Source organism: Nocardioides sp. NBC_00368 (genome assembly GCF_036090055.1).
In the GTDB taxonomy this organism is placed as follows: Bacteria; Actinomycetota; Actinomycetes; order Propionibacteriales; family Nocardioidaceae; genus Nocardioides.
Genome location: NZ_CP107970.1, coordinates 4,628,519 through 4,648,969, shown reverse-complemented (window position 1 = coordinate 4,648,969; position 20,451 = coordinate 4,628,519). Strand labels below are relative to the sequence as shown.

Genomic DNA, 20,451 nt, shown 5'->3' with positions numbered 1-20,451 from the left:
GCCGCGATGGCAGTGAACACCCAGACCTGGTGGCAGCAGGGCCGTGTGGTCGAGACCTCCGACATCGCCGAGGGCGTACGCCGCGTCGTCCTCGCTCCCGAACGTCCCGTGCACGCCGCACCCGGCACCCACGTCGACCTCCGGCTCGACCTCGACGGGCACAGCCGGAAGCGCTCCTACTCGGTCGTCCGCTCCGACGACGGCGGCCGCCGCCTCACGCTCGGCGTCCAGCTCGCCCCGTCATCTCGCGGAGGGTCCCGCCACATGCACGCCCTCGAACCCGGCGACGTGGTCGAGATGACCGGCCCGGTCCAGAGCTTCCCGCTCGGCGTCGGCGCCGACCGGTACGTGCTCGTCGCCGGCGGCATCGGCGTCACCGCGCTGGTGGCGATGGCCGACACCCTCCGCCGCCGGGGCGCCGACTACACGCTCGTCCTGGCCGGGCGCAGTCGACGCGTCATGGCCTACCTCGACGAGCTCGTCGAGGCGCACGGCGACCGCGTCCGGGTGTTCGTCGACGACGAGGACGTACGCCTCGATGTCGGCGAGTTCGTCGGCGAGATCGCCGGGAGCCCCGCGGCGGCGCGGACCGAGATGTACATGTGCGGCCCGATCCGGCTGATGGACGCGATACGCCGCGCCTGGGCGGCCCACGAGCTGCCGGAGCCGAACCTGCGGTTCGAGACGTTCGGCAGCAGTGGCGCCTGGGCCGCCGAGGACTTCGTCGTGCACCTCCCCCAGCTCGACCGCTCCGTCCACGTCGGCAAGGACACCTCGATGCTCGACGCGCTCGAGGACGCCGGGGTCGAGGTGATGTGGGACTGCCGCAAGGGCGAGTGCGGGATCTGCCAGGTCAAGGTCCTCGACGTCAGCGGCCGGATCGACCACCGCGACGTCTTCCTGAGCCAGCAGAAGGAGACGTACGCGTCCTTGTGCCTCTGCGTCGCCCGTGCCGCCCGCGGCGAGTCGGGGTCGGGCTCGGCCGACCCCGCTGCCGTGACCCTCCACCTTCCGTGAAACCCCACCCCGAAAGAGACCCGAGATGAACCTTCGTGCGCGCATCGACGCCGCCGCGATGACCCCCTACCAGTGGATGGTCGTCGCGCTGTGCGTCCTGTTGAACTGTCTGGACGGATTCGACGTGATGGCGATGGCCTTCACGGCTTCCTCGCTGACCGAGGAGTTCGCGCTGAGCGGCTCGGAGCTCGGCGTGCTGCTCAGCGCCGGCCTCGTCGGCATGGCGGTCGGCTCGCTGGCGCTGGCCCCGGTCGCCGACGTCATCGGCCGCCGCCCGCTCATCCTGATCAGCGTCGGACTGGCGACCCTCGGCATGCTGCTCTCCGCGGCCGCCCCGTCCGCCCTCCTGCTCGGCCTCGCTCGGGTGGTCACCGGGCTCGGAGTCGGCGGCATCCTGGCCAGCACCAACGTGATCGCGAGCGAGTACGCCTCGGCGCGCTGGCGCGGTCTGGCGATCGGCCTCTACACGGCGGGCTACGGCATCGGCGCCACCCTCGGCGGCGTGGCCGCGCGCGGCATGCTCGCCGATCTCGGCTGGCGCAGCGTCTTCGTCGCCGGGGGCGTCGCGACCGGGATCGCGCTGGTGCTCCTGGTCGTGCTGCTGCCCGAGTCGGTCGACTTCCTCGTCCAGCGCCGGCCGCGGCAGGCGGTGGAGCGGATCAACCGGATCCTCGGGCGGCTCGGGCAGCCGGCGGTCACCTCGGATGTCCTGGAGGCCACCCCTCGGGTGACCGCCCGGCGCCGCAGCGGCAACCCCGGCATCCTGCTGGGCGCCGACCTGCGCCGCTCGACCCTGCTCGTCTGGGTGGCGTTCCTGGCGACGATGTTCGGCTTCTACTTCGTCAACAGCTGGACCCCGCAGCTGCTGGTGACCTCGGGCCTGTCGGAGGCGGACGCGGTCACCGCCGGCATGATGCTCGCCCTGGGCGGCACCGCCGGCTCGGTGCTCTACGGCCTCGTCGCCTCCCGCCTCGACAACCGCCTGGTGCTGATCGGCTTCACGGTCCTCTCGGCCCTGACGATGGTCGTCTTCATCACCAGCACCGCCCTGCTCACGGTCGCGCTGATCATCGGCGTCGTCGTCGGCGCGCTCATCAACGGCTGCATCGCCGGCCTCTACACGATCACCCCGGCCATCTACGGCACCGAGATCCGCAGCACGGGTATGGGCTGGGCGATCGGCATCGGCCGCATCGGGGCCATCCTGTCGCCGATGCTCGCCGGGCGCCTGCTCGACGCGTCGTGGACGCCCGTCAACCTCTACGTCGGCGCCGCCGTCGTCGTCGCAATCTCCGCTGTCGCGCTGCTCTTCCTACGGACCGGCCGGGCTGCTCGGCCGGTCGCCGAGGTCGCGTCGGCCTAGGGCGGGGCGTCAGGTCTGGCGGATAGTCCAGGGAGTTCTTGTCGCTTTACTGGCCGGTAACCGACGGAAACTCCCTGGACTACCCCCCCGCCAGGGGTCCCCGCAACATCTCCGGCCGGAATCTCGGCCCGTCCCGGCTGCAACCGGGACGGGCCGCGGACCGTCTAGATCGGCGGAACGCCCGCTCGGGGCGTACGACCGACGAGGAGTCACCATGACCACATCCCGCATCCAGCTCCGCGCCGCCCTGGCGGCGACCGCCGTGGTCGGGCTGCTCGGCCTCGCCGGGTGCGGGAGCGACCCGGCCCCGACCTCCGGATCTCCGTCCGCCGTGCCCTCCTCGGCCCCGTCCTCCGAGCCGCCCGCGACTCCCACCCCGGCACCCTCCGAAGTCTCGGTCTCCGCGACCCCGTCGGCCGAGCCGACGCCGAAGCTCGACTGGGGCGGCCCGCTGGCGCCCGGCGCCTTCGGCAGGATCAAGGCCGAGGGCAACGTACGCACCCTGGTCGATCAGGGCTGGATGACCCGCGACACCGCACGCGAGGACATCTGCGAGGGGAAGCACTGGCGGTGGGCCGACCAGCTCGGCGACGGCATCGACGTCATCCACGACCAGCAGGGCAACATCGGCTCCTTCGGGATGAGCGAGCCCGTGCTCGAGACCGCCCAGGGCATCACCATCGGCGACACCCTCATGGTCCTCGAGGACGTCTACGGGACGGGCTCCCAGAAGACCAACGACTACGGCCAGACGACCTGGGTCGTCCAGGAGGGCAACCGCTGGATCGGCTTCCTCCTCTCCGGCGACTCCCGAGACTCGAAGATCGAGTTCATCGAGGTCTCCGTCGGCCGCCAGCCCGGCCTCCTCCGCGACGGCTGCTGATCCCTGCGCTCCGGTCGCCTCCGTTCGACGTACGGTGGGGGTGACCGGATCCCGTTCTCGTGGAGGTATCCCATGTCCCGTCGTGCCACCGCTGCCGCGCTCGCTGCCTGTGGCCTGCTGACCCTCGCCGCCTGCGGGGAGGGGGCCGATCCTGACCCCGACGATCGCAACGAGGTGAGCGCGAAGCTCGCCGATCCCGGCGGGAAGGAGGTGGGGACGGTCGAGATCGAGGAGGACGACGGGGCCACCCGGATCAGCGTCCGGGTGAGCGGCCTCTCGGCGGGCTACCACGGCTTCCACGTGCACACGACCGGCAAGTGCGAGGCCGACAGCGCGGCTCCGGACGACCCGTCGAAGACGGGCGACTTCCTCTCCGCGGGCGGCCATCTCAACCCCGACGACAGCGCCCACGGCGAGCATCTCGGCGACCTGCCGTCGCTCCTCGTGAACGAGGACGGCACCGCCAGCCTGGAGTTCACCGGCCCGTTCACCCTCGACGAGCTGCGGGACACGGACGGCAGCGCGGTGATGATCCACGCCGGCCCCGACAACTACGCCAACGTCCCGGAGCGCTACGCCCCCGAGGGCCCGGACGAGGACACCACCAAGACCGGCGACGCCGGCGACCGGATCGCCTGCGCCGTGATCGAGGCCGGCTGAGCGTCGTGAAATAAGAGGACGTACGCAGCACCGGCCCGCAGACTGGGGCGGTGACCACCGAACTGACCCCGACCGACATGGCCCACCTGCGACGTTGCCTCGAGCTGGCGGCCGAGGCGCTGGCGGACGGCGACGGGCCGTTCGGGTCCGTCCTGGCCGACGGCGACGGCAACGCGCTCCAGGAGGGCCGTAACCGCGAGCACTCGACCGGCGACCCGACGGCGCACCCCGAGATCGAGCTCGCCCGCTGGGCCGCGATCCAGCTCGACCCGGAGACCCGGGCGGGAGCGACGGTCTACACCTCCGGCGAGCACTGCCCGATGTGCTCGGCGGCGCACGGCTGGTCCGGGGTCGGGCGGATCGTCTACATCGCCTCCTCCGAGCAGCTGACGCAGTGGCGGGCCGGCTGGGGCGCGGGCGAGTCGCCGGTGCGGGCGCTGCCGATCCAGGAGGTCGCGCCGGCAGTCGACGTGATCGGGCCCGTCCCCGAGCTGGTCGAGGAGATCCACGCGCTCCACCGGGCGGCCGCAGGAGTCTGATCTCGGTGTAGCCCCCAACACACTATTCTTGCATTGACTGCAACTTGCACTCAGTGCAAGAATAGTGCCGTGCCCACCTCTGCCCCGCCTCCGAACGCCCGCGAGCGTCAGAAGCGGGAGCGTCGGCTGGCGCTGATCGAGGCTGCTCAGCGACTGGTCGGCGAGCGTGGGCTCGATGACGTCACCGTCGAGGAGATCAGCTCGGCGGCGGGGTTGTCGACGCGTACCTTCTTCAACTACTTCGACTCCAAGGACGACGCGGTTCTCGGCATCCAGGAGATCGAGCTGGACGCCGAGGTGCGCGCGCAGTTCGTCTCCGGCGGACCGTCGGGGCGACTGATGACCGACCTGGAGACGCTGGTGGCGGGCTTCCTCAAGGACGCCGCCCCCAACATCGAGCAGGTCGAGCGAGCCATGCGGCTGCTGACCTCGGAACCCCGCCTCATGCAGCGGCACGTCGCCTGGCACCAGCGCGTCGTCGGCGAGTTCGAGGAGCTGCTCTCCGAGCGCCGCAAGGCACGGCCCTCCCCTGTCGACGACGACACGATCGGGATGGTCGCCGGGCTGCTGATGCGGTCGAGCGCGCTCGCCTGGGCGCGGTCCGGCTACGAGGGAGATGCGGCGGCGCATCTGCCCGAGGCGGTCGCCCAGCTCCGCCTGCTCCTCGACGACTAGAACGACCAGCCGCAACCTCTCGGGATTCTCACGGCACACGGGCACCCGTGTGTCCTCACCTCTGCAACACCTGCCTGGAAGGTCCAACCCATGAGCCACACGGTCGCGCCCGACGCGCCCGACAAGCCGCTGGTCGTGCTGACGCCGCGTACGATCTGGCTGATCTTCGGGGCCCTGATGGCCTCGATGTTCCTCTCGTCCCTCGACCAGACGATCGTGAGCACGGCGATGCCGACGATCGTCGGGGAGCTCGACGGCGTCGCCCACCAGGGGTGGGTGATCACCTCCTACATCATGGCGATCGCGATCGTGATGCCGCTGTACGGGAAGTTCGGTGACCTGTGGGGTCGCCGCTGGCCGTTCCTGGTCGCCGTCGCGCTCTTCACGCTCGGCTCGCTCTTCGGCGGGATGGCGCAGACGTTCCCGGAGCTGGTCGCCGCCCGCGGCCTCCAGGGTCTCGGCGGTGGTGGCCTGATGATCCTGTCGCAAGCGATCATCGCCGACATCGTGCCGGCCTCCGAGCGGGGCAAGTACATGGGTCCGATGGGTGCGCTCTTCGGCATCTCCGCGGTGATCGGCCCGCTCCTCGGCGGCTGGCTCACCGACGGCCCGGGCTGGCGCTGGACGTTCTGGATCAACGTGCCGGTCGGCATCATCGCGCTCGTCGTGGCCTGGTACGCCCTGAAGCTCCCCTCGCACCGCTCCGGTCGGCCGGTCGACTGGCTCGGGATCATGTTCATGGTGCTCTCCACCAGCGGCATCGTGCTGCTGACCTCGTGGGAGTCGCTCGGCCACGACGGCTACGACTGGTCCTCGCCGCAGCTGCTCGGCCTGCTCGTCGGCACCCTGGCCTCGGTGGCCGCGTTCATCGTCACCGAGACCCTCGCGCCCGAGCCGCTGATCCCGTTGCGTCTCTTCAAGAACCCGACCTTCACCGTGACCACGCTGATCGGCCTCGTGCTCGGGATGGGCATGTTCTCGGCGATGGCGATGCTGCCGACGTTCCTGCAGATGTCGACCGGCGCCTCGATCACGGGCTCCGGCCTGCTGATGCTGCCGATGATGGCCGGCATGATGCTGACCGCGATCGGCTCGGGTATAGCGATCTCGAAGACGGGTCGCTACAAGATCTTCCCGATCGTCGGACTGCTCGTCACCGCGGCCGGGATCGCCTGGATGACCACGATCACCGGCGACATGTCGATGGTGGTCTTCGGGCTGATGATCTTCGTGCTCGGCGCCGGGATGGGCCTGGTCATGCAGACCATCGTGCTGGCCGTGCAGAACGCCGTCGACCCGCACGAGCTCGGCACCGCGACCTCGGCGAACAACTTCTTCCGGGAGATCGGCGCGACCGTCGGCACCGCCCTGTTCACGACCGTGTTCACCACGCGGCTGACCGACAACTTCGAGGGCCTGGCCGCGAAGATGGCCTCCTCGGGGATGATGCCGGCCGACGGGGCCGGGTTCTCCGGCGACAGCCTCACCCCGGCGGCGGTCGACCAGCTGCCCGAGCCGATCCATGGCTGGGTCGTCGACGCCTTCACCGAGGCGCTCGCACCCGCGTTCTGGTACCTCGTGCCGCTGGTGCTCCTCGGCCTCGCGCTCGCGCTGTTCCTCAAGGAGGTCAAGCTCTCCAACGAGGCCGGCATGGTCGCGCGCGGAGAGGCCGTGGCCGGCTGAGAGTTCCTTGACGCTCGCCGTGGCAGGGGGCATTCTCCTGTCACGGCGAGCGTCTGTTCGAGGGACGTGCGCAGCTCTCGGGAAAGGCACGCCATGTCCGTTCGCGCCCCTGCTGTCGCCACAGCATTCGCCCTCGTCACGAGCATGCTGCTCGGCGTGGCTCCGGCCGCGGCGGCGCCGACGCCGGCTGACGACATCATCCTGGAGACGCTCTCCAACCGTGCCGACCTGGTCTTCGACGACAACGCGCTGGTGCGGGTCACGCTCCCCGACGGTGCCGACCCCGATGACCTGCGGGTCTGGCTCAGCGACACCCGCCACGCGTCGAGCCGCAAGGACGACCGCGACGTCACCGACGCCTTCGCCGAGCGGCCCAACGGCGAGATCGAGGGCGTCGTACGCGGCCTGCGGCTCGGCACCAACGAGCTCACCGCGCGCCTTCCCGACGGTCGTGGCGCCTGGCTCACGATCACCAACCACCCGCGCGGCGGGCCGATCTTCTCCGGACCGCAGCTGCAGCCCTGGCGCTGTCAGCCGACCGCCACGGACGCGCAGTGCAACCAGGAGCCGACGATCAGCTGGCTCTACAAATCGACAAATCCACTGCTCGACGGGCTCCAGCCGTACGATCCGGAGAACCCACCCGGTGACGTCGCGGCCACGACCACCGACGAGGGCGTGACCGTGCCGTTCGTCGTACGTGTGGAGACCGGCTACCAGAACCGCGACCAGTACCGGATCGCCGTGCTCTGGCAGCCAGGCGAGCCGTGGCAGCGCTGGCGGCCGCAGGAGCAGTGGAACAACAAGCTGTTCATCCCCCACGGCGGCAGCTGCGGGGTCGACCACGAGGTCGGCACCGCCCCGACCACCGACTACGCCGGCACCTTCGACCTCGGCATCCCCGTCGTCTCCGACGCCCTCGGCGACAGCCCGACCGTCGCGCTCGGCCGCGGCTTCGCGATGCTCTCGACCGCGCTGGCCAACACCGGTCACAACTGCACCGTGACCAGTGAGGCCGAGTCGCTGATGATGGCCAAGGAGCATCTCGTCGAGACGTACGGCGACCTGCGCTACACGATCGGCAGCGGCTGCTCCGGTGGGTCGATCGCGCAGCAGACGATCGCCAACGCCTACCCGGGGATCTACCAGGGTCTGGTCGTGACCTGCTCCTACCCCGACTCGCTCTCGCCGGGTCTGCAGTTCTCCGACTACCACCTGCTCCGCAAGTACTTCGAGAGCTCCGAGACGACCGGAGCGAGGCCTGACGGCGAGCTTGCTCGTCCGTCCGCGCCGAGCGAGGGAGTAAGCGCGCGCAGCGCGCAGCGGCTCACCGACGGCAAGTTCTGGAACCCGCTGCAGTGGGCGGCGGTCGAGGGCCACCTGCTGCCGCTCAACGCGGTCACCGCGGACGAGGGCCTGTTCAAGCAGGCGGTCATGCCGACCCACCCGTGTGCCGGGGTCAGCGACCAGGAGCGCTACGACCCCGCGACGAACCCCGGCGGCGTACGGTGCTCGATCATCGACGGCGCGATCAACGTCTTCGGCCCGCGGCCGGAGAGCGTGTGGACGCCTCAGGAGAAGCAGATCGGGCGTGGCTTCGCGGGCTCGCCGCTGGACAACACCGGTGTCCAGTACGGCCTCGAGGCCCTTCGGTCCGGGGCGATCACGCCCGAGCAGTTCGTCGACGTCAACGAGAAGATCGGCGGGCTCGACATCGACGTCCAGCCGCGGGCTCAGCGCTCCACAGCCGACCCGGCAGCGCTCACCAACGCCTACCGCAGCGGCATGGTCAACACCGCCAGCAACCTGTCCGAGGTGGCGATCATCGACCACGGCGGACCGGACCCGGGCCTCGCCCACGACGCCCGCTGGGCGTGGGCGATGCGCGACCGCCTGAGCCGGGAGCAGGGGCACGCGGACAACCAGGTGATCTGGTACGGAGTGACGCCCCTCATCGGCGACCCGAGCTACTCCAAGGAGGCGCTGCTCGCGATGGACCGGTGGCTGTCTGCCGTCGAGGCCGACGACCGATCCGTGGCGCTGGCCGACAAGATCGTCCAGGACCGCCCCGGCGACCTGCACGATCGCTGCACCCAGGCCCAGGGCGTCTCCAGCGAGGACGGCCTGTTCCTGCCGGTCGCCGACCCGCTCCTCGACGACCTGACGGGTGGCGCTCTCGACGGCCTGAACGGCGCCGTCAACCCGGTCCTCGATCCCGCGCTCAATCTCGTCGTCGACCCGGTCTCGGACCTGGTGTGCGGTCTCGGACCGGTCAGCGACCTGGTCAAGACCGACTTCGCGACGCCGCGGATCGTGGCCGGCGACAACAACTACTCCGACAACGCCAAGTGCCACCTGAAACCGTTGCGTCGCACCGACGACTACGGCGCGTTCGGCCTCACCGACGCGCAGTGGGACCGGCTGGAGAAGGCCTTTCCCGACGGGGTGTGCGACTACAGCAAGCCGGGTGTCGGGTTCACGAAGACCGAGCCGTGGCTGACCTACCAAGAGGCCGACGGATCGGTCGTGTACGGAGGTACGCCGCTGGGCTCGGCGCCGCAGTCGGCACCGTTCGGCCGTGCGGACGATAATTGACCGGCGGCGCGCATCCGGTGGGCGCTAGGGTCACCGCCATGCCTTCCCCCGAGCCGACCTTCGTCCTCGTCCACGGCGCCTTCGCCAACTCGTTCTCGTTCGCACCGCTCCAGGCCGAGCTGGCGCTGCGCGGGTTCCGTTCGCTGGCGGTCGACCTGCCCGGCCACGGCTTCGGAGCGACATTCCCCGCGGCTTACCAGGCACCCCAGGACCTCGCCGCGCTCGCGTCCGCACCGGGCGGCATCAAGGGCGTCACGCTTGCCGACAACGTGGCCCACCTGGTCTCGGTGCTCGAGCGCGCGAAGGCGCACGGTCCGGTGATCGTGGTCGCGCACAGCCGTGGCGGGATCACCCTGACCGCGGCCGCCAACGCCCGCCCGGACCTGATCGACCAGATGGTCTACGTGTCGGCCTGGGCCCCGGTGGAGCTCGATGCGGTTGCGTACAACGCGGAGCCGGAGATGGCCTCCTTCGACGCGTCGGTGCTGATCGGCGCGGCCGCCGCCAACCCCGCCGATGTCGGCCTGCTGCGCTGCAACTTCCGCACCGCCTCCCTCGAGGTCCTCGCCGGCCTCAAGCAGGCGTTCATGGCCGACGGCACCGACGACGAGTTCCGTACGTTCCTCAACACCTTCCAGCCCGACGAGAACCTCGACGCCGGCGGACCGGACGACCGCGCGCAGGCCTCGACGTGGGGCACGGTCCCCCGCGCCTACGTACGCCTCAGCGAGGACGTCAGCCTGCCGCCCGCCATGCAGGACCGGCTGATCCGCGAGGGCGACGCCCTCACCCCGGACAACCCGTACGCCGTCCACACCCTCGCCTCCAGCCACCTCCGCTGGCTCGTCCACCCCGCACCGGCCGCCGACCTCCTCGCGGAGATCGCCGCCGGCTGAGGCCCCTCAGCGCCTCACCACGGCACGGTCCCGTCGGCGTCGACGAACGTCCCCGACGGGGCGTCGTCGGGAAGAGTCGCGGCACGGTGGACGACCTCGGCGGCGTCGTCCGCCGTGGTGGGTGCGCTGTCCCGGTTGATCGGGGTCAGGTCGGTCTGCACGAATCCCGGACACACCGAGGTCACCTTGATGGGCGTATCGGCCAGCGCCTTGGCGAGCGCGATGGTCACGTTGTTCAGCGCGGCCTTGGAGGACTGGTAGGCGGGCACGACCATGCCGTAGTAGGGAGACTCCGGATCGGTCTGGTCGGCGAGGGATGCCATCGTGGTCGTCACGTTCACGATGCGCCCCGCGTCGCTCTTGCGGATCAGCGGCAGGAACGCCTCCAGGACCGCGACCGCGCCGAGCAGGTTGGTCTCGTAGGTGGTGCGGAACATCTGCAGGTCGACGACCTCGACGGGATCGGCGTTGGTCGCCTCCGGAAGAACGCCCGCGTTGTTGACCAGCACGTCGAGCCGACCGTACGTCGCCGCGACATGGTCGGCGGCGCGCTGCACGCTGTCCCTGTCGGTCACGTCCAGCTGGAGCGCGGACGCCGAGTGGCCCTCGCGGGTGAGCAGTTCGACGTCGGCATCGAGATCCTCGGTGCGGCGCGCGGTCAGGATGACGTGTCCGCCGCTCCGGGCCAGACGGCGTGCGGTGGCCTCGCCGATCCCGCGGCTGGCTCCGGTGACAAGGGCGACCTTCATGGGCTTCCCATCTTTCGAGTTGGTTGTGTCATGAACCATCCAACGTGTCTCGGGCACCGGTTTCCGGCGGTAATCGGACGTCGCAGGCCACCGCCGTCCACGGACTAGGTCATTTGTCCAGGACTCTTGACCCAGTGACCTGAGCCATGCATCCTCCTGCTATGACACGGGTCACGTGGAGGACGGCAGCGACTGCTGCGCTGGTGGCGGTCACCATCGCCGGACCTGCGACGGTGTCGCCGCCGTCGGGGAGTGCGAGCGCCGCGGCGCCACAGACCGCCGAGAAGCCCGGCGAGTTCCTCGTCGGTCGCGGCATCGCCGACGTCACGGGTGAGGTCGCCGAGGCCGGGATGATGGGCTACGCCGACCTCGGCCAGGTCAGCAGCGGCCTGCACATGCGCCAGCGCTCCCGGGCCTTCGTGATCGCCGACCCGCAGTCGGGCGAGCGCGTGGTCCACGTCCTCGCCGACGCCGGCATGATCTTCCAGAGCGTCCGCGACGCCGTGCTGGCGAAGCTCGAGCAGCGCTTCGGCGAGACCTACACCGAGCGCAACGTGATGCTGACCGCGACCCACACGCACGCGGCTCCCGGCGGCTTCTCGCACCACACCCTCTACAACGTCACCACGCTGGGCTACCACGGCAAGACGTTCCGCGCGCTCGTCGACGGGATCGTCGCCTCGATCGAGCGGGCGAACGCCGACCTCGCTCCGGCGGACCTGAGCCTGTCGACGAGCGAGCTGACCAACGCCAACGTCAACCGCTCCAAGACGGCTTTCGACCGCAACCCGGAGGCCGACAAGGCCTACTTCCCGGGCGGCGTCGACACCCGCAGCACCACCCTCCAGGTCCGTCGCGACGGCGAGCTCGACGGGGTGATCAACTGGTTCCCGGTCCACGCGACGAGCATGTCGACCAACAACACCCTGGTCAGCCCGGACAACAAGGGCTACGCCGAGTACGCCTGGGAGCGGCTCGCCCGCGGTGTCGACTACGTCGAGGACAGCGACGACCCCGGGTTCGTCGCATCGTTCGCGCAGACCAACTCCGGCGACATGTCGCCGAACCTCAACCTGCGCCCCTCGGACGGTCCGACCACCGACCAGTTCGAGAACACCCGGATCATCGGCACCAGGACGTACGACGCCGCCCGGCGCGGGCTCGACGACGACCGCGCGCTGGACGGAGGCGTCGACTCCCGAATCGTCTACGTCGACCTCGCGAACACCGCGGTACGCCCCGAGTTCACCCCCGACGGCAAGCCGCACACCACCTGCCCGGCCGCGCTCGGAGCGGCGTTCGCGGCGGGCAGCACCGAGGACGGTGGCGGTGGGCTGCCGATCTTCAAGGAGGGCAAGGACGGCGGCAACCCGGCGGTCGCGGCGATCTCCGAGGCGCTCTACACGGCGAGCCCGGCACTGCGTGCCTGCCAGGGGTCGAAGGAGATCCTCCTCCCGGTCGGTCCGCTCGACATGGTGCAGCAGAAGCTGCCGGTCCAGCTGGTCCGGATCGGCGACCTCTACCTCGTCGGAGTCCCCGCCGAGGTGACCGTGGTCTCCGGCCTGCGGCTGCGGCAAGCGGTCGCCGAGGCGGTCGGCACGGACATCGACCACGTGCTCGTCCAGGGCTACGCCAACGCCTACGCGCACTACCTGACCACGCCGGAGGAGTACGACGCCAAGGAGTACGAGGGCGCCTCGACGCTCTTCGGACGCTACGAGCTCCCGGCGTTCATGCAGACCGCGGCCGACCTCGGTGCCGCGATGCGCGAGGGGGTCGACGTCCCGCTCGGCGAGAAGGAGCGCGACCGCAGCGCCGAGCAGTTCCCCTCGCTCCAGGGCGCGGTGGTGGCCGACGCACCGCCGCTCGGAAAGGGCTACGGCGACGTGCTGACCGCGCCGGCCGCGACGTACCGTCCGGGCGAGCGGGTGAGCGTCACCTTCGCCGGCGCGCATCCCAACAACGGGCTGCACCACGGGGGCAGCTACCTCACGGTCGAGCGGCGGGTCTCGACAGGCTCGACCACCGAACCACGCTGGGAGCGGATCGCCGACGACAGCGACTGGTCGACGAAGCTGCACTGGGAGCGCTACGGCGTCGCCGCGTCGAAGGTGACGATCACCTGGGACGTACCTGACGAGGTGGCGTCCGGGAGCTATCGGATCCGCTACTTCGGCGATGCCCGGAGCCTGCTCGGGACCGTCCGATCGATCAGCGGCACCAGCCCGACGTTCTCGGTGGTGGGCCGATGAGGTCCGCAGCGGTCGGCATCGCGGCGGTGTGCGCGGTCGCCGCGACCTTGCTGCCCGGCCCGGATGCGCCGGCTTCGGCAGCACCCCCGCCGCCCGACCTCAGCATCCTGACCCACAACGTCGCGATGCTGCCGACGATCCTCGGCGGGAAGGCCAACGGCACCCGGGCGGACCTGTTCGCCGAGGCCGACCACCTGCGCGGGCACGACGTGGTGGTGCTCGAGGAGGCGTTCGACAACGAGCCGTCGGACACGCTCAAGTCCCGCCTGGCGAGCCGATATCCCCATCAGACGCCCGTCCTCGGCCGCTCCCGGTCGGGCTGGGACGAGACCCTCGGGTCCTACTCCGCGCTGACCCCTGAGGACGGCGGCGTGACCGTCCTGAGCCGGTGGCCGATCACGCATCGGGTCCAGTACGTGTACGCCGACGGCTGCGGCGCCGACTGGTTCGCGAACAAGGGCTTCGTCTACGCCCGCCTCGACGTCGACGGCCGACCGGTGCACGTGGTCGGCACCCACGTGCAGGCCGAGGACCCCGCCTGCTTCGGCAGCGGCGCGGCTGTCCGGGCCGAACAGTTCGCCGAGCTCGACGGCTTCCTCGACGGGCTCGCGATCCCGGCCGACGAGCCGATCGTGATCGCCGGCGACCTCAACGTGGTCAAGGACTCCCCGGAGTACGCCACCATGCTGACCGCTCTCGACGCCGCGGCCCCGGCCTTCGCTGGTCATCCCTACAGCTGGGACCCGGAGACCAACCCGCTGGCGAGCTCGGGCGGGCGCGAGCAGCTCGACTACGTGCTGTTCCGGCGCGGCCACCAGCAGCCTCGTGGGTGGACCAACACCACCCTGACGCCGACCTCCCCGCCGTGGAGCTCCGGCGGGACGACCTACACGGACTACTCCGACCATTACCCGGTCCTGGGAGGGACATCATGACCTGGCAGAACTGGGCGGGGACCGAGCGGGTCACGCCCGCGCGCGTGGTCGCACCCGCGACGACCGACGAGGTGGCGGCCGCCGTCAAGGAGGCCTCCCGCGACCGGCTGAAGGTCCGGATGGTCGGCTCGGGGCACTCGTTCACGGGCGCGGCGGTCGCGCCCGGCGTACAGCTGCGGCCGGACCGGCTCGACGGGGTCCACGCGGTCGACCGCGAGTCGGGGCTGGTGACGGTCGACGCGGGCATCCCGCTGCACCGGCTCAACCCGGTCCTGGCCGGGCACGGGCTCGCGATGGAGATCCTCGGCGACATCGACCGGCAGACGCTGGCCGGGGCGATCTCGACCGGCACCCACGGCAGCGGCTCCGCCTTCGGCAGCATCTCGACGCAGGTACGCGGGCTCGAGCTCGTGCTCGCCGACGGGTCGGTCGTGCAGTGCTCGGCGACCGAGCGGCCCGAGCTGTTCGAGGCCGCACGGGTCTCGTTCGGTGCGCTCGGCGTGATCACCAAGGTGACGCTGCAGTGCGTGCCGATGTACGCGCTGCGGGCGGTCGACGCGGCCGCGCCGCTGGAGGAGGTGCTCGACGGCGTCGACGACCTGGTGGCCGGCAACGACCACTTCGAGTTCTTCTGGTTCCCGCACACGACGACCGCGCTCACCCGGAAGTTCCAGCGGCTGCCCGGGGACACCGAGCTGCGCCCGATGAGCCGTTTCGTCCGCACCCTCGACGACAGGATCGTCACCAACATCGGCTTCGAGGCGATGCTCCGCGCGGGCACCCGGTTCCCGCGCCTGGTCCCCGGGATCACCCGGTTCGTGACCAGGGCGATCTCCGCACGCGACTTCACCGACCTGGCGCCGAACGTGTTCGCCTCCGAGCGGGACGTACGTTTCCGGGAGGGGGAGTACTTCGTGCCGCGCGATGCGCTCGTGCCCGCACTGCGCGAGCTGAAGCGGTGGGTCGACACCCACGACGAGGCGGTGTCGTTCCCCTTCGAGGTCCGGTTCGTACGTCACGACGACATCTGGCTCTCACCGGCCTACGAGCGGGACTCCGCCGTCGTCGCCTTCCACCAGTACCACCGGATGCCGCACGAGCGCTGGTTCGGCATCTGCGAGGAGGTGCTCGGCGCCGCCGGGGGCCGTCCGCACTGGGGCAAGATGCACAGGCTCGACGCGGCCGGGCTGCGTGAGGTCTATCCCCGTTTCGACGACTTCGTCGCGCTCCGCGACCGGCTCGACCCCACCGGCATCTTCGCCAACCTCTACCTCGACCGCGTGCTCGGCCCGGCGCCGGAGGTGCGGCGATGAACCTCGCCCAGCGCGTCGGTTCCGCCCGCACGCCCTGGCCGGACCTGCTCGCCGCGACCGAGCACCTGGACCCGCCGTTCGCCGTCCTGGACGTGGCGGCGTTGCGCACCAACGCCCACCAGCTGGTCCGCCGTGCCGCCGGCAAGCCGATCCGGGTCGCCAGCAAGTCGATCCGGGTGCGCTCGGTGATCCGGGACGCTCTCGAGCTGCCCGGGATGTCCGGCATCCTCGCCTACACGCTCCCCGAAGCGCTCTGGCTGGCCGAGGAGCACGAGGACGTCGTCGTCGGCTATCCGACCATGCACCGCGAGGCGCTCCGGCGGCTGGCCTCGGACGAGGAGCTCGCGTCCCGAATCACGCTGATGGTCGACAGTCCTCGGCATCTCGACCTCACGGCCGAGGTCGTCGGACCGGACGGTCCTCCGATCCGGATCTGCCTGGAGCTGGACGTCTCGCTCCGGCTCGCCGGCGGCCGGCTCCACCTCGGCGCCCGCCGCTCCCCCGTGCACACGCCCGAGGACGCCGCCGCGCTGGCTCGCCAGGTGGCGGCCCATCCGCGCTTCCAACTGGTCGGCCTGATGGGCTACGAGGGTCAGATCGCGGGCATCGGCGACAACCAGCCGGGCCTGAGCCGCTTCGCCGTCCGGGCGATGCAGCACCGGTCGGCCGCCGAGCTCGCCGAGCGGCGCGCGGCCGCGGTCGCCGCCGTTCGGAGCGTGGCGTCGCTGGAGTTCGTCAACGGTGGCGGCACGGGCAGCCTCGAGCTCACCGCCGCCGAGCCCGCCGTCACCGAGGTCGCCGCCGGGTCCGGGCTCCTGGCACCGCGCCTGTTCGACTTCTACACCCGTTTCCACCCTCAGCCCGCGGCGTACTTCGTGCTGTCCGTCGTACGCCGCCCCTCACCGCAGCACGCCACGGTCCTCGGTGGCGGCTGGATCGCCTCCGGCGCCGCCGGCAAGGACCGGCTGCCGACGCCGGTGTGGCCGCCAGGCCTCTCGCTGGTCGACCGGGAAGGCGCCGGGGAGGTGCAGACGCCGCTGGTGGGCGACCGGGTCGACGACCTCGGCATCGGTGACCGCGTCTGGTTCCGGCACACCAAGGCCGGCGAGCTGTCCGAGCACGTCGACCAGATGATGCTGGTCGACGGAGACCGCATCGTCGACGTGGTGCCCACCTACCGCGGGGAGGGAAAGGTCTTCCTCTGACGCGTCGGGCCGTCAGGAGCCCTCGGCGACCAACCCGAGCAGCTGGGTGGCGGCCAGGTCGATCGCCGCGCCGGCGGTCTCGGCGTCGCCCTCGTTGAGGTAGAGCAGGGTCATCCCGTCCACGATCGCGGTCAGGTAGCGCGCCAGGACCGCCTCGTCGACGGTCCAGGTCACCCCGGCGCTGGTGCCCAGCGACTCGATCACCTGGGTGTGCGCGTCCAGGTAGGTGCGGTACTGCTTGCGCGCGAACTCCGCCAGGGCGGGGTTGCGGGTCGCGTACTGCGTCAGCTCGTACGTCACCCGGTGCTCGTCCGGGTTGTCCAGCACGTGCTGCCAGTAGGACGCCAGGCCGCCCCGCAGCTTCTCCTCCAGCGTTCCCGGGCCCTCGATGATCTCGAGCGCCGGCGCCAGGGTGTGGCTCGTGATCGTGGTGATCACCTGCTCCAGCAGCTCCTCCTTGGAACGGAAGCAGTAGTGGAAGGTGCCGAGCGACATGTCCGCCTCGGCCACGATCGACCGCGTCGTCGCCTGCGCTACGCCGTCGCGCGCCATTACCCGGATCGCGGCCTGCACCAGCAACCGTCGCCGCTCGTCTGCCGACACCCTCGCCACGCGACCAAGACTAACGTCCAAGTCGGCGGCCACGACCACCCATCTCGCCCGCGGCGAAATCGTTATCCAGCGGGCCGTCACACCTGGTTCACTGACCCGGTGGCATCCTCCCCCGGCTCCCTGTGGCACACCCTGATCCACCTCCGTGGTAACCCGCGCGCCTGCGTGTGGACCGAGCCGATGTGGGGTCTGTCGATGGCGCTGGTGCTGCCGTATCTCTCCGTCTTCATGCTCACGCTCGGCCTTCACGACGCCCAGATCGGCCTGCTGGCGACCGCCGGGATGATCTCGCAGGTGTTCTTCGGGCTCGCCGGCGGCATCATCACCGACCGGATGGGGCGCCGGCTGACCAACGCGGTCTTCGACGTGATCGCCTTCGTGATCCCGTGTCTGATCTGGGCATTCGCCCAGGACTTCTGGGCCTTCCTGGCCGCGTCGCTGCTCAACGGTGCGTTGCAGGTCACCGCGAACGCCTGGGACTGCCTGATGGTCGAGGATGCCGAGCGCGACCAGCTCACCGGCATCTACTCCCTCGTGCGGGTCGCGGCCGACTGCTCGGCGCTGTTCGCCCCGATCGCCGCCTTCATGGTCGCGCAGTTCGGTCTGGAGCCGGCGGTGCGGGTGCTCTTCATCAACGCGGCGGTGGTGATGCTGGCCAAGGTCATCCTCTTGTACGCCGCCTCCACCGAGACCCGCCAAGGACGCATCCGGATGGAGGAGACCCGGCACGAGAGTCTCTGGCGGCTCTTCGTCGGCTACCGCGAGGCCGCGAGGCTGCTGGGCCGCTCGCGGGGCTCGCTCCTGGCGCTGGCCATCGCCGCCCTGGTCGCGGCGGTCACCCTCGTCAACGGGACCTTCTGGCAGGTCATGGTCAACCAGCACCTCCATGTGCCCGACCCGGTGCTGCCGTTCTTCCCGATGGTGCGCTCCCTGCTGTCGGTGCTCTTCCTCTTCACCCTGATCCGCCGGCTGACCTCGGGCCACGACCTCAAGCAGGCAACCCTGTGGGGATTCGGCATCTACCTGGCCGGCCAGCTGGTCCTTGTCCTGATCCCGGCCGCCGAGGGTGACGCCGACGTCGTGACGTACGCGCTTCTGGGGGTGTGCCTCCTCCTCGACGGCTTCGGCGCCGGGATGCTCTTCATGCTCTCGGAGTCGCTCGTCGCGTTCCACGTCGACGAGGCCGAGCGGTCACGGGTGATGGCGCTGCAACGCACCGCGGTGATGCTCGCGGCCGCCCCGTTCGGCTGGATCTCCGGATGGCTCTCCGGGATCGACCGCACCTACCCGTTCTGGCTGACCAGCGCACTGCTGGTGATCGGTGTGATCACCACCATCGTCTGGTGGGCCGGGCCGCACACCGAGCCGTCGGTCGAGCCCGTGCCCGCGGATCACGCGTGATCCGTGGACGGCCGGGACGGACTTGGCGTGCGGTCCTGGACGCCCTCGCGACCGAGTGGGGGGTACTCCAGCAACGTGGGCGCCCGGACCGCACTCGGAAGTGATAGCACGCATCCGGTGTCGAGCGTCACCAAACCTCGACATCTGGTAACCGATGTTCTCGTCCGCTCGGGTCTGACTCAGCTCAGGGTGAAGGTGCTGGAGCGCCGTCCCACGGCACCACCGCCGGTGAGCGCACCGCGATCGTGCTGGAGGTAGTCGCCACGATCCGTGGCCACCTGCAGCGAGATCCCACCCTTGACCGGGATCCGGCGGAAGCTGGCCTCAGCGGCGTACGCCGGGCCCGGCTCGACCGGGTCGATCCGGACCGTGCCCCCGGTGATCCGGATGTACCGGTCGGGGAAGTTGACCGACTGCAGCGACTCCGAGCCGTCGCCCGCCAGGCCGGGGACGAAGCGGAACTGGCTGTCGGCGAGCTCTCTCGGGGCATGGTCCACGCGCACGACGTACTCGTAGTGGCGTACGAACGAGCCTGGCGCGTCCAGCGGGGTGAGCCGAACGATCGGCCCACCCTTCCCGACCGGGACCCCGAACATGGGTGTGCCGTCCTCGTGCCACACCACCTTCTGCACGCGCGCGTGCCGGTTCGGGTCGTAGAGCGGGTCTCCGGTGATGTCGCGGTAGTCCCGGGCGTGGTAGACGAGGACGTCGGTCACGCCGTCCTCGGCGACCGTGAACGAGTTGTGCCCGGGGCCGTACTGCCCGGTCTGCACGTTCGTCGTGAACACCGGCTCGGGGTTCTTGACCCACGACGCCGGGTCGAGCAGGTCGGCGTCCGCCGACGCCGTCAGCAGGCCCATGCAGTAGCGCGAGTCGGTGGCGCTGGCCGAGAACGTCATGAAGACGCGCCCGTTGCGGACCAGCACGGCAGGGCCCTCGTTGACCTTGAAGCCCTGCACCTCCCAGCTGCGGGTCGGGGTCGCGATCCGCGCCGGGAAGGTGCTGATCGCGAACGGCGAGCTCATCTCGGCGATGTAGAGGCTGGTGTTCACCGCGATCTCGGGCTCGCTCTGCGCCCAGACCAGGTAGCGGCGGCCCCCGTGCTCGAACGTGGTGGCATCGAGGGCGAAGCTCTGCCACGGCGTGATGATCTGCTGTGGAGCACCCCAGCCGGCCGGGTCGCGGGGGTCGGCGAGCGTCGACTCCATGACGTACATCCGGATCCGGAAGACGTCGTCTGAGTCACCGGCTGCGAAGTAGACGTACCAGCGGCCGTCGATGCGGTGCAGCTCGGGCGCCCAGATGTGGCCGCCCATCTTTCCGCTCGCGGGGCGGCGCCAGATCACCGACTCCGCCGCGGTGGCGAGGCCGGCGAGCGAGGCCGACCCGCGGAGCACCAGACGGTCGTACTCCGGTACGGAGCCGGTCAGGTAGTACATCCCGTCGACGGGCGGGGTGACGAACGGGTCGGCCCGGCGCTCGACGAGCGGGTTGAGGGTCGGCACTCCCCAGATCTCGGCGTCGCTGGGCATCGGTACGGGCGGTGCCGCGGCGGCAGGCGCGACCTGCCCGGCGAGGGCGGCCGCTGCCCCGAGGCCGACCCCGGCCTGCAGGAGGTGGCGCCTGCTGAGGCCGGCCCGGAGACTGAGGTGGTTCAGGTGATCGGACATGAG

17 protein-coding genes are annotated in these 20,451 nt (G+C 70.6%); 14 read left to right on the top strand and 3 right to left on the bottom strand.

Annotation, left to right across the window (positions count from 1 at the left end; genetic code table 11):
* Nucleotides 1-6: 6 nt before the first annotated feature.
* From OG984_RS22190 to OG984_RS22150, 9 genes are all read left to right on the top strand, one after another.
* Complete coding sequence (locus tag OG984_RS22190; protein ID WP_328528349.1) at nucleotides 7-1,017, top strand: PDR/VanB family oxidoreductase; 1,011 nt, start codon at nucleotides 7-9, stop codon at nucleotides 1,015-1,017.
* A 25-nt stretch (nucleotides 1,018-1,042) separates the two neighbouring features.
* Nucleotides 1,043-2,380 carry an MFS transporter gene (locus OG984_RS22185; RefSeq protein WP_328528348.1) on the top strand — a complete coding sequence of 446 codons (1,338 nt, stop codon included), beginning with the start codon at nucleotides 1,043-1,045 and terminating at the stop codon, nucleotides 2,378-2,380.
* Between the two features lie 214 nt (nucleotides 2,381-2,594).
* On the top strand, nucleotides 2,595-3,263 hold the full coding sequence (locus OG984_RS22180; RefSeq protein ID WP_328528347.1) for a hypothetical protein: 669 nt from the start codon (nucleotides 2,595-2,597) through the stop codon (nucleotides 3,261-3,263).
* A 72-nt stretch (nucleotides 3,264-3,335) separates the two neighbouring features.
* Complete coding sequence (locus tag OG984_RS22175) at nucleotides 3,336-3,923, top strand: superoxide dismutase family protein (RefSeq protein WP_328528346.1); 588 nt, start codon at nucleotides 3,336-3,338, stop codon at nucleotides 3,921-3,923.
* Nucleotides 3,924-3,973: 50 nt separating this feature from the next.
* Nucleotides 3,974-4,462 (top strand): nucleoside deaminase, encoded by a 489-nt coding sequence (locus OG984_RS22170; RefSeq protein ID WP_328528345.1) that lies wholly within the window; start codon nucleotides 3,974-3,976, stop codon nucleotides 4,460-4,462.
* A gap of 69 nt (nucleotides 4,463-4,531) precedes the next feature.
* A complete protein-coding gene (locus OG984_RS22165) occupies nucleotides 4,532-5,137 on the top strand; it encodes a TetR/AcrR family transcriptional regulator (RefSeq protein ID WP_328528344.1) in 606 nt (201 codons plus the stop codon).
* Nucleotides 5,138-5,227: 90 nt separating this feature from the next.
* Nucleotides 5,228-6,820, top strand: a complete 1,593-nt coding sequence (locus tag OG984_RS22160) for an MDR family MFS transporter (RefSeq protein ID WP_328528343.1) — start codon at nucleotides 5,228-5,230, stop codon at nucleotides 6,818-6,820.
* A 93-nt stretch (nucleotides 6,821-6,913) separates the two neighbouring features.
* A complete protein-coding gene (locus OG984_RS22155) occupies nucleotides 6,914-9,415 on the top strand; it encodes a DUF6351 family protein (protein WP_328528342.1) in 2,502 nt (833 codons plus the stop codon).
* Nucleotides 9,416-9,453: 38 nt separating this feature from the next.
* The gene (locus OG984_RS22150; RefSeq protein WP_328528341.1) at nucleotides 9,454-10,311 is read left to right on the top strand and encodes an alpha/beta hydrolase; all 858 of its coding nucleotides are present in this window, start codon (nucleotides 9,454-9,456) and stop codon (nucleotides 10,309-10,311) included.
* Nucleotides 10,312-10,325: 14 nt separating this feature from the next.
* On the opposite strand, the gene OG984_RS22145 is transcribed toward OG984_RS22150, so the two are convergent.
* Nucleotides 10,326-11,060, bottom strand: coding sequence for an SDR family NAD(P)-dependent oxidoreductase (locus tag OG984_RS22145; RefSeq protein ID WP_328528340.1), 735 nt, complete (start codon nucleotides 11,058-11,060; stop codon nucleotides 10,326-10,328).
* Between the two features lie 161 nt (nucleotides 11,061-11,221).
* On the opposite strand from OG984_RS22145, the gene OG984_RS22140 reads away from it, so the two are divergent.
* From OG984_RS22140 to OG984_RS22125, 4 genes are read left to right on the top strand one after another with little or no spacing between them, the layout of a single operon-like run.
* Nucleotides 11,222-13,312 carry a neutral/alkaline ceramidase gene (locus OG984_RS22140; protein WP_328528339.1) on the top strand — a complete coding sequence of 697 codons (2,091 nt, stop codon included), beginning with the start codon at nucleotides 11,222-11,224 and terminating at the stop codon, nucleotides 13,310-13,312.
* A complete protein-coding gene (gene sph, locus OG984_RS22135; protein WP_328528338.1) occupies nucleotides 13,309-14,247 on the top strand; it encodes a sphingomyelin phosphodiesterase in 939 nt (312 codons plus the stop codon). The genes OG984_RS22140 and sph overlap by 4 nt, the downstream gene beginning before the upstream one ends.
* A complete protein-coding gene (locus OG984_RS22130) occupies nucleotides 14,244-15,560 on the top strand; it encodes a D-arabinono-1,4-lactone oxidase (protein ID WP_328528337.1) in 1,317 nt (438 codons plus the stop codon). Before sph ends, OG984_RS22130 begins: the two co-directional genes overlap by 4 nt.
* On the top strand, nucleotides 15,557-16,765 hold the full coding sequence (locus OG984_RS22125) for an alanine racemase (protein WP_328528336.1): 1,209 nt from the start codon (nucleotides 15,557-15,559) through the stop codon (nucleotides 16,763-16,765). The genes OG984_RS22130 and OG984_RS22125 overlap by 4 nt, the downstream gene beginning before the upstream one ends.
* Nucleotides 16,766-16,777: 12 nt before the next feature.
* On the opposite strand, the gene OG984_RS22120 is transcribed toward OG984_RS22125, so the two are convergent.
* Nucleotides 16,778-17,377 (bottom strand): TetR/AcrR family transcriptional regulator, encoded by a 600-nt coding sequence (locus OG984_RS22120; protein WP_328528335.1) that lies wholly within the window; start codon nucleotides 17,375-17,377, stop codon nucleotides 16,778-16,780.
* A 99-nt stretch (nucleotides 17,378-17,476) separates the two neighbouring features.
* Here OG984_RS22120 and OG984_RS22115 point away from each other — a divergent pair, with 99 nt between their 5' ends.
* Nucleotides 17,477-18,778, top strand: a complete 1,302-nt coding sequence (locus OG984_RS22115; RefSeq protein WP_328528334.1) for an MFS transporter — start codon at nucleotides 17,477-17,479, stop codon at nucleotides 18,776-18,778.
* A 179-nt stretch (nucleotides 18,779-18,957) separates the two neighbouring features.
* Here OG984_RS22115 and OG984_RS22110 read toward each other — a convergent pair whose 3' ends face one another.
* On the bottom strand, nucleotides 18,958-20,448 hold the full coding sequence (locus OG984_RS22110; protein WP_328528333.1) for a family 43 glycosylhydrolase: 1,491 nt from the start codon (nucleotides 20,446-20,448) through the stop codon (nucleotides 18,958-18,960).
* Nucleotides 20,449-20,451: the final 3 nt, after the last annotated feature.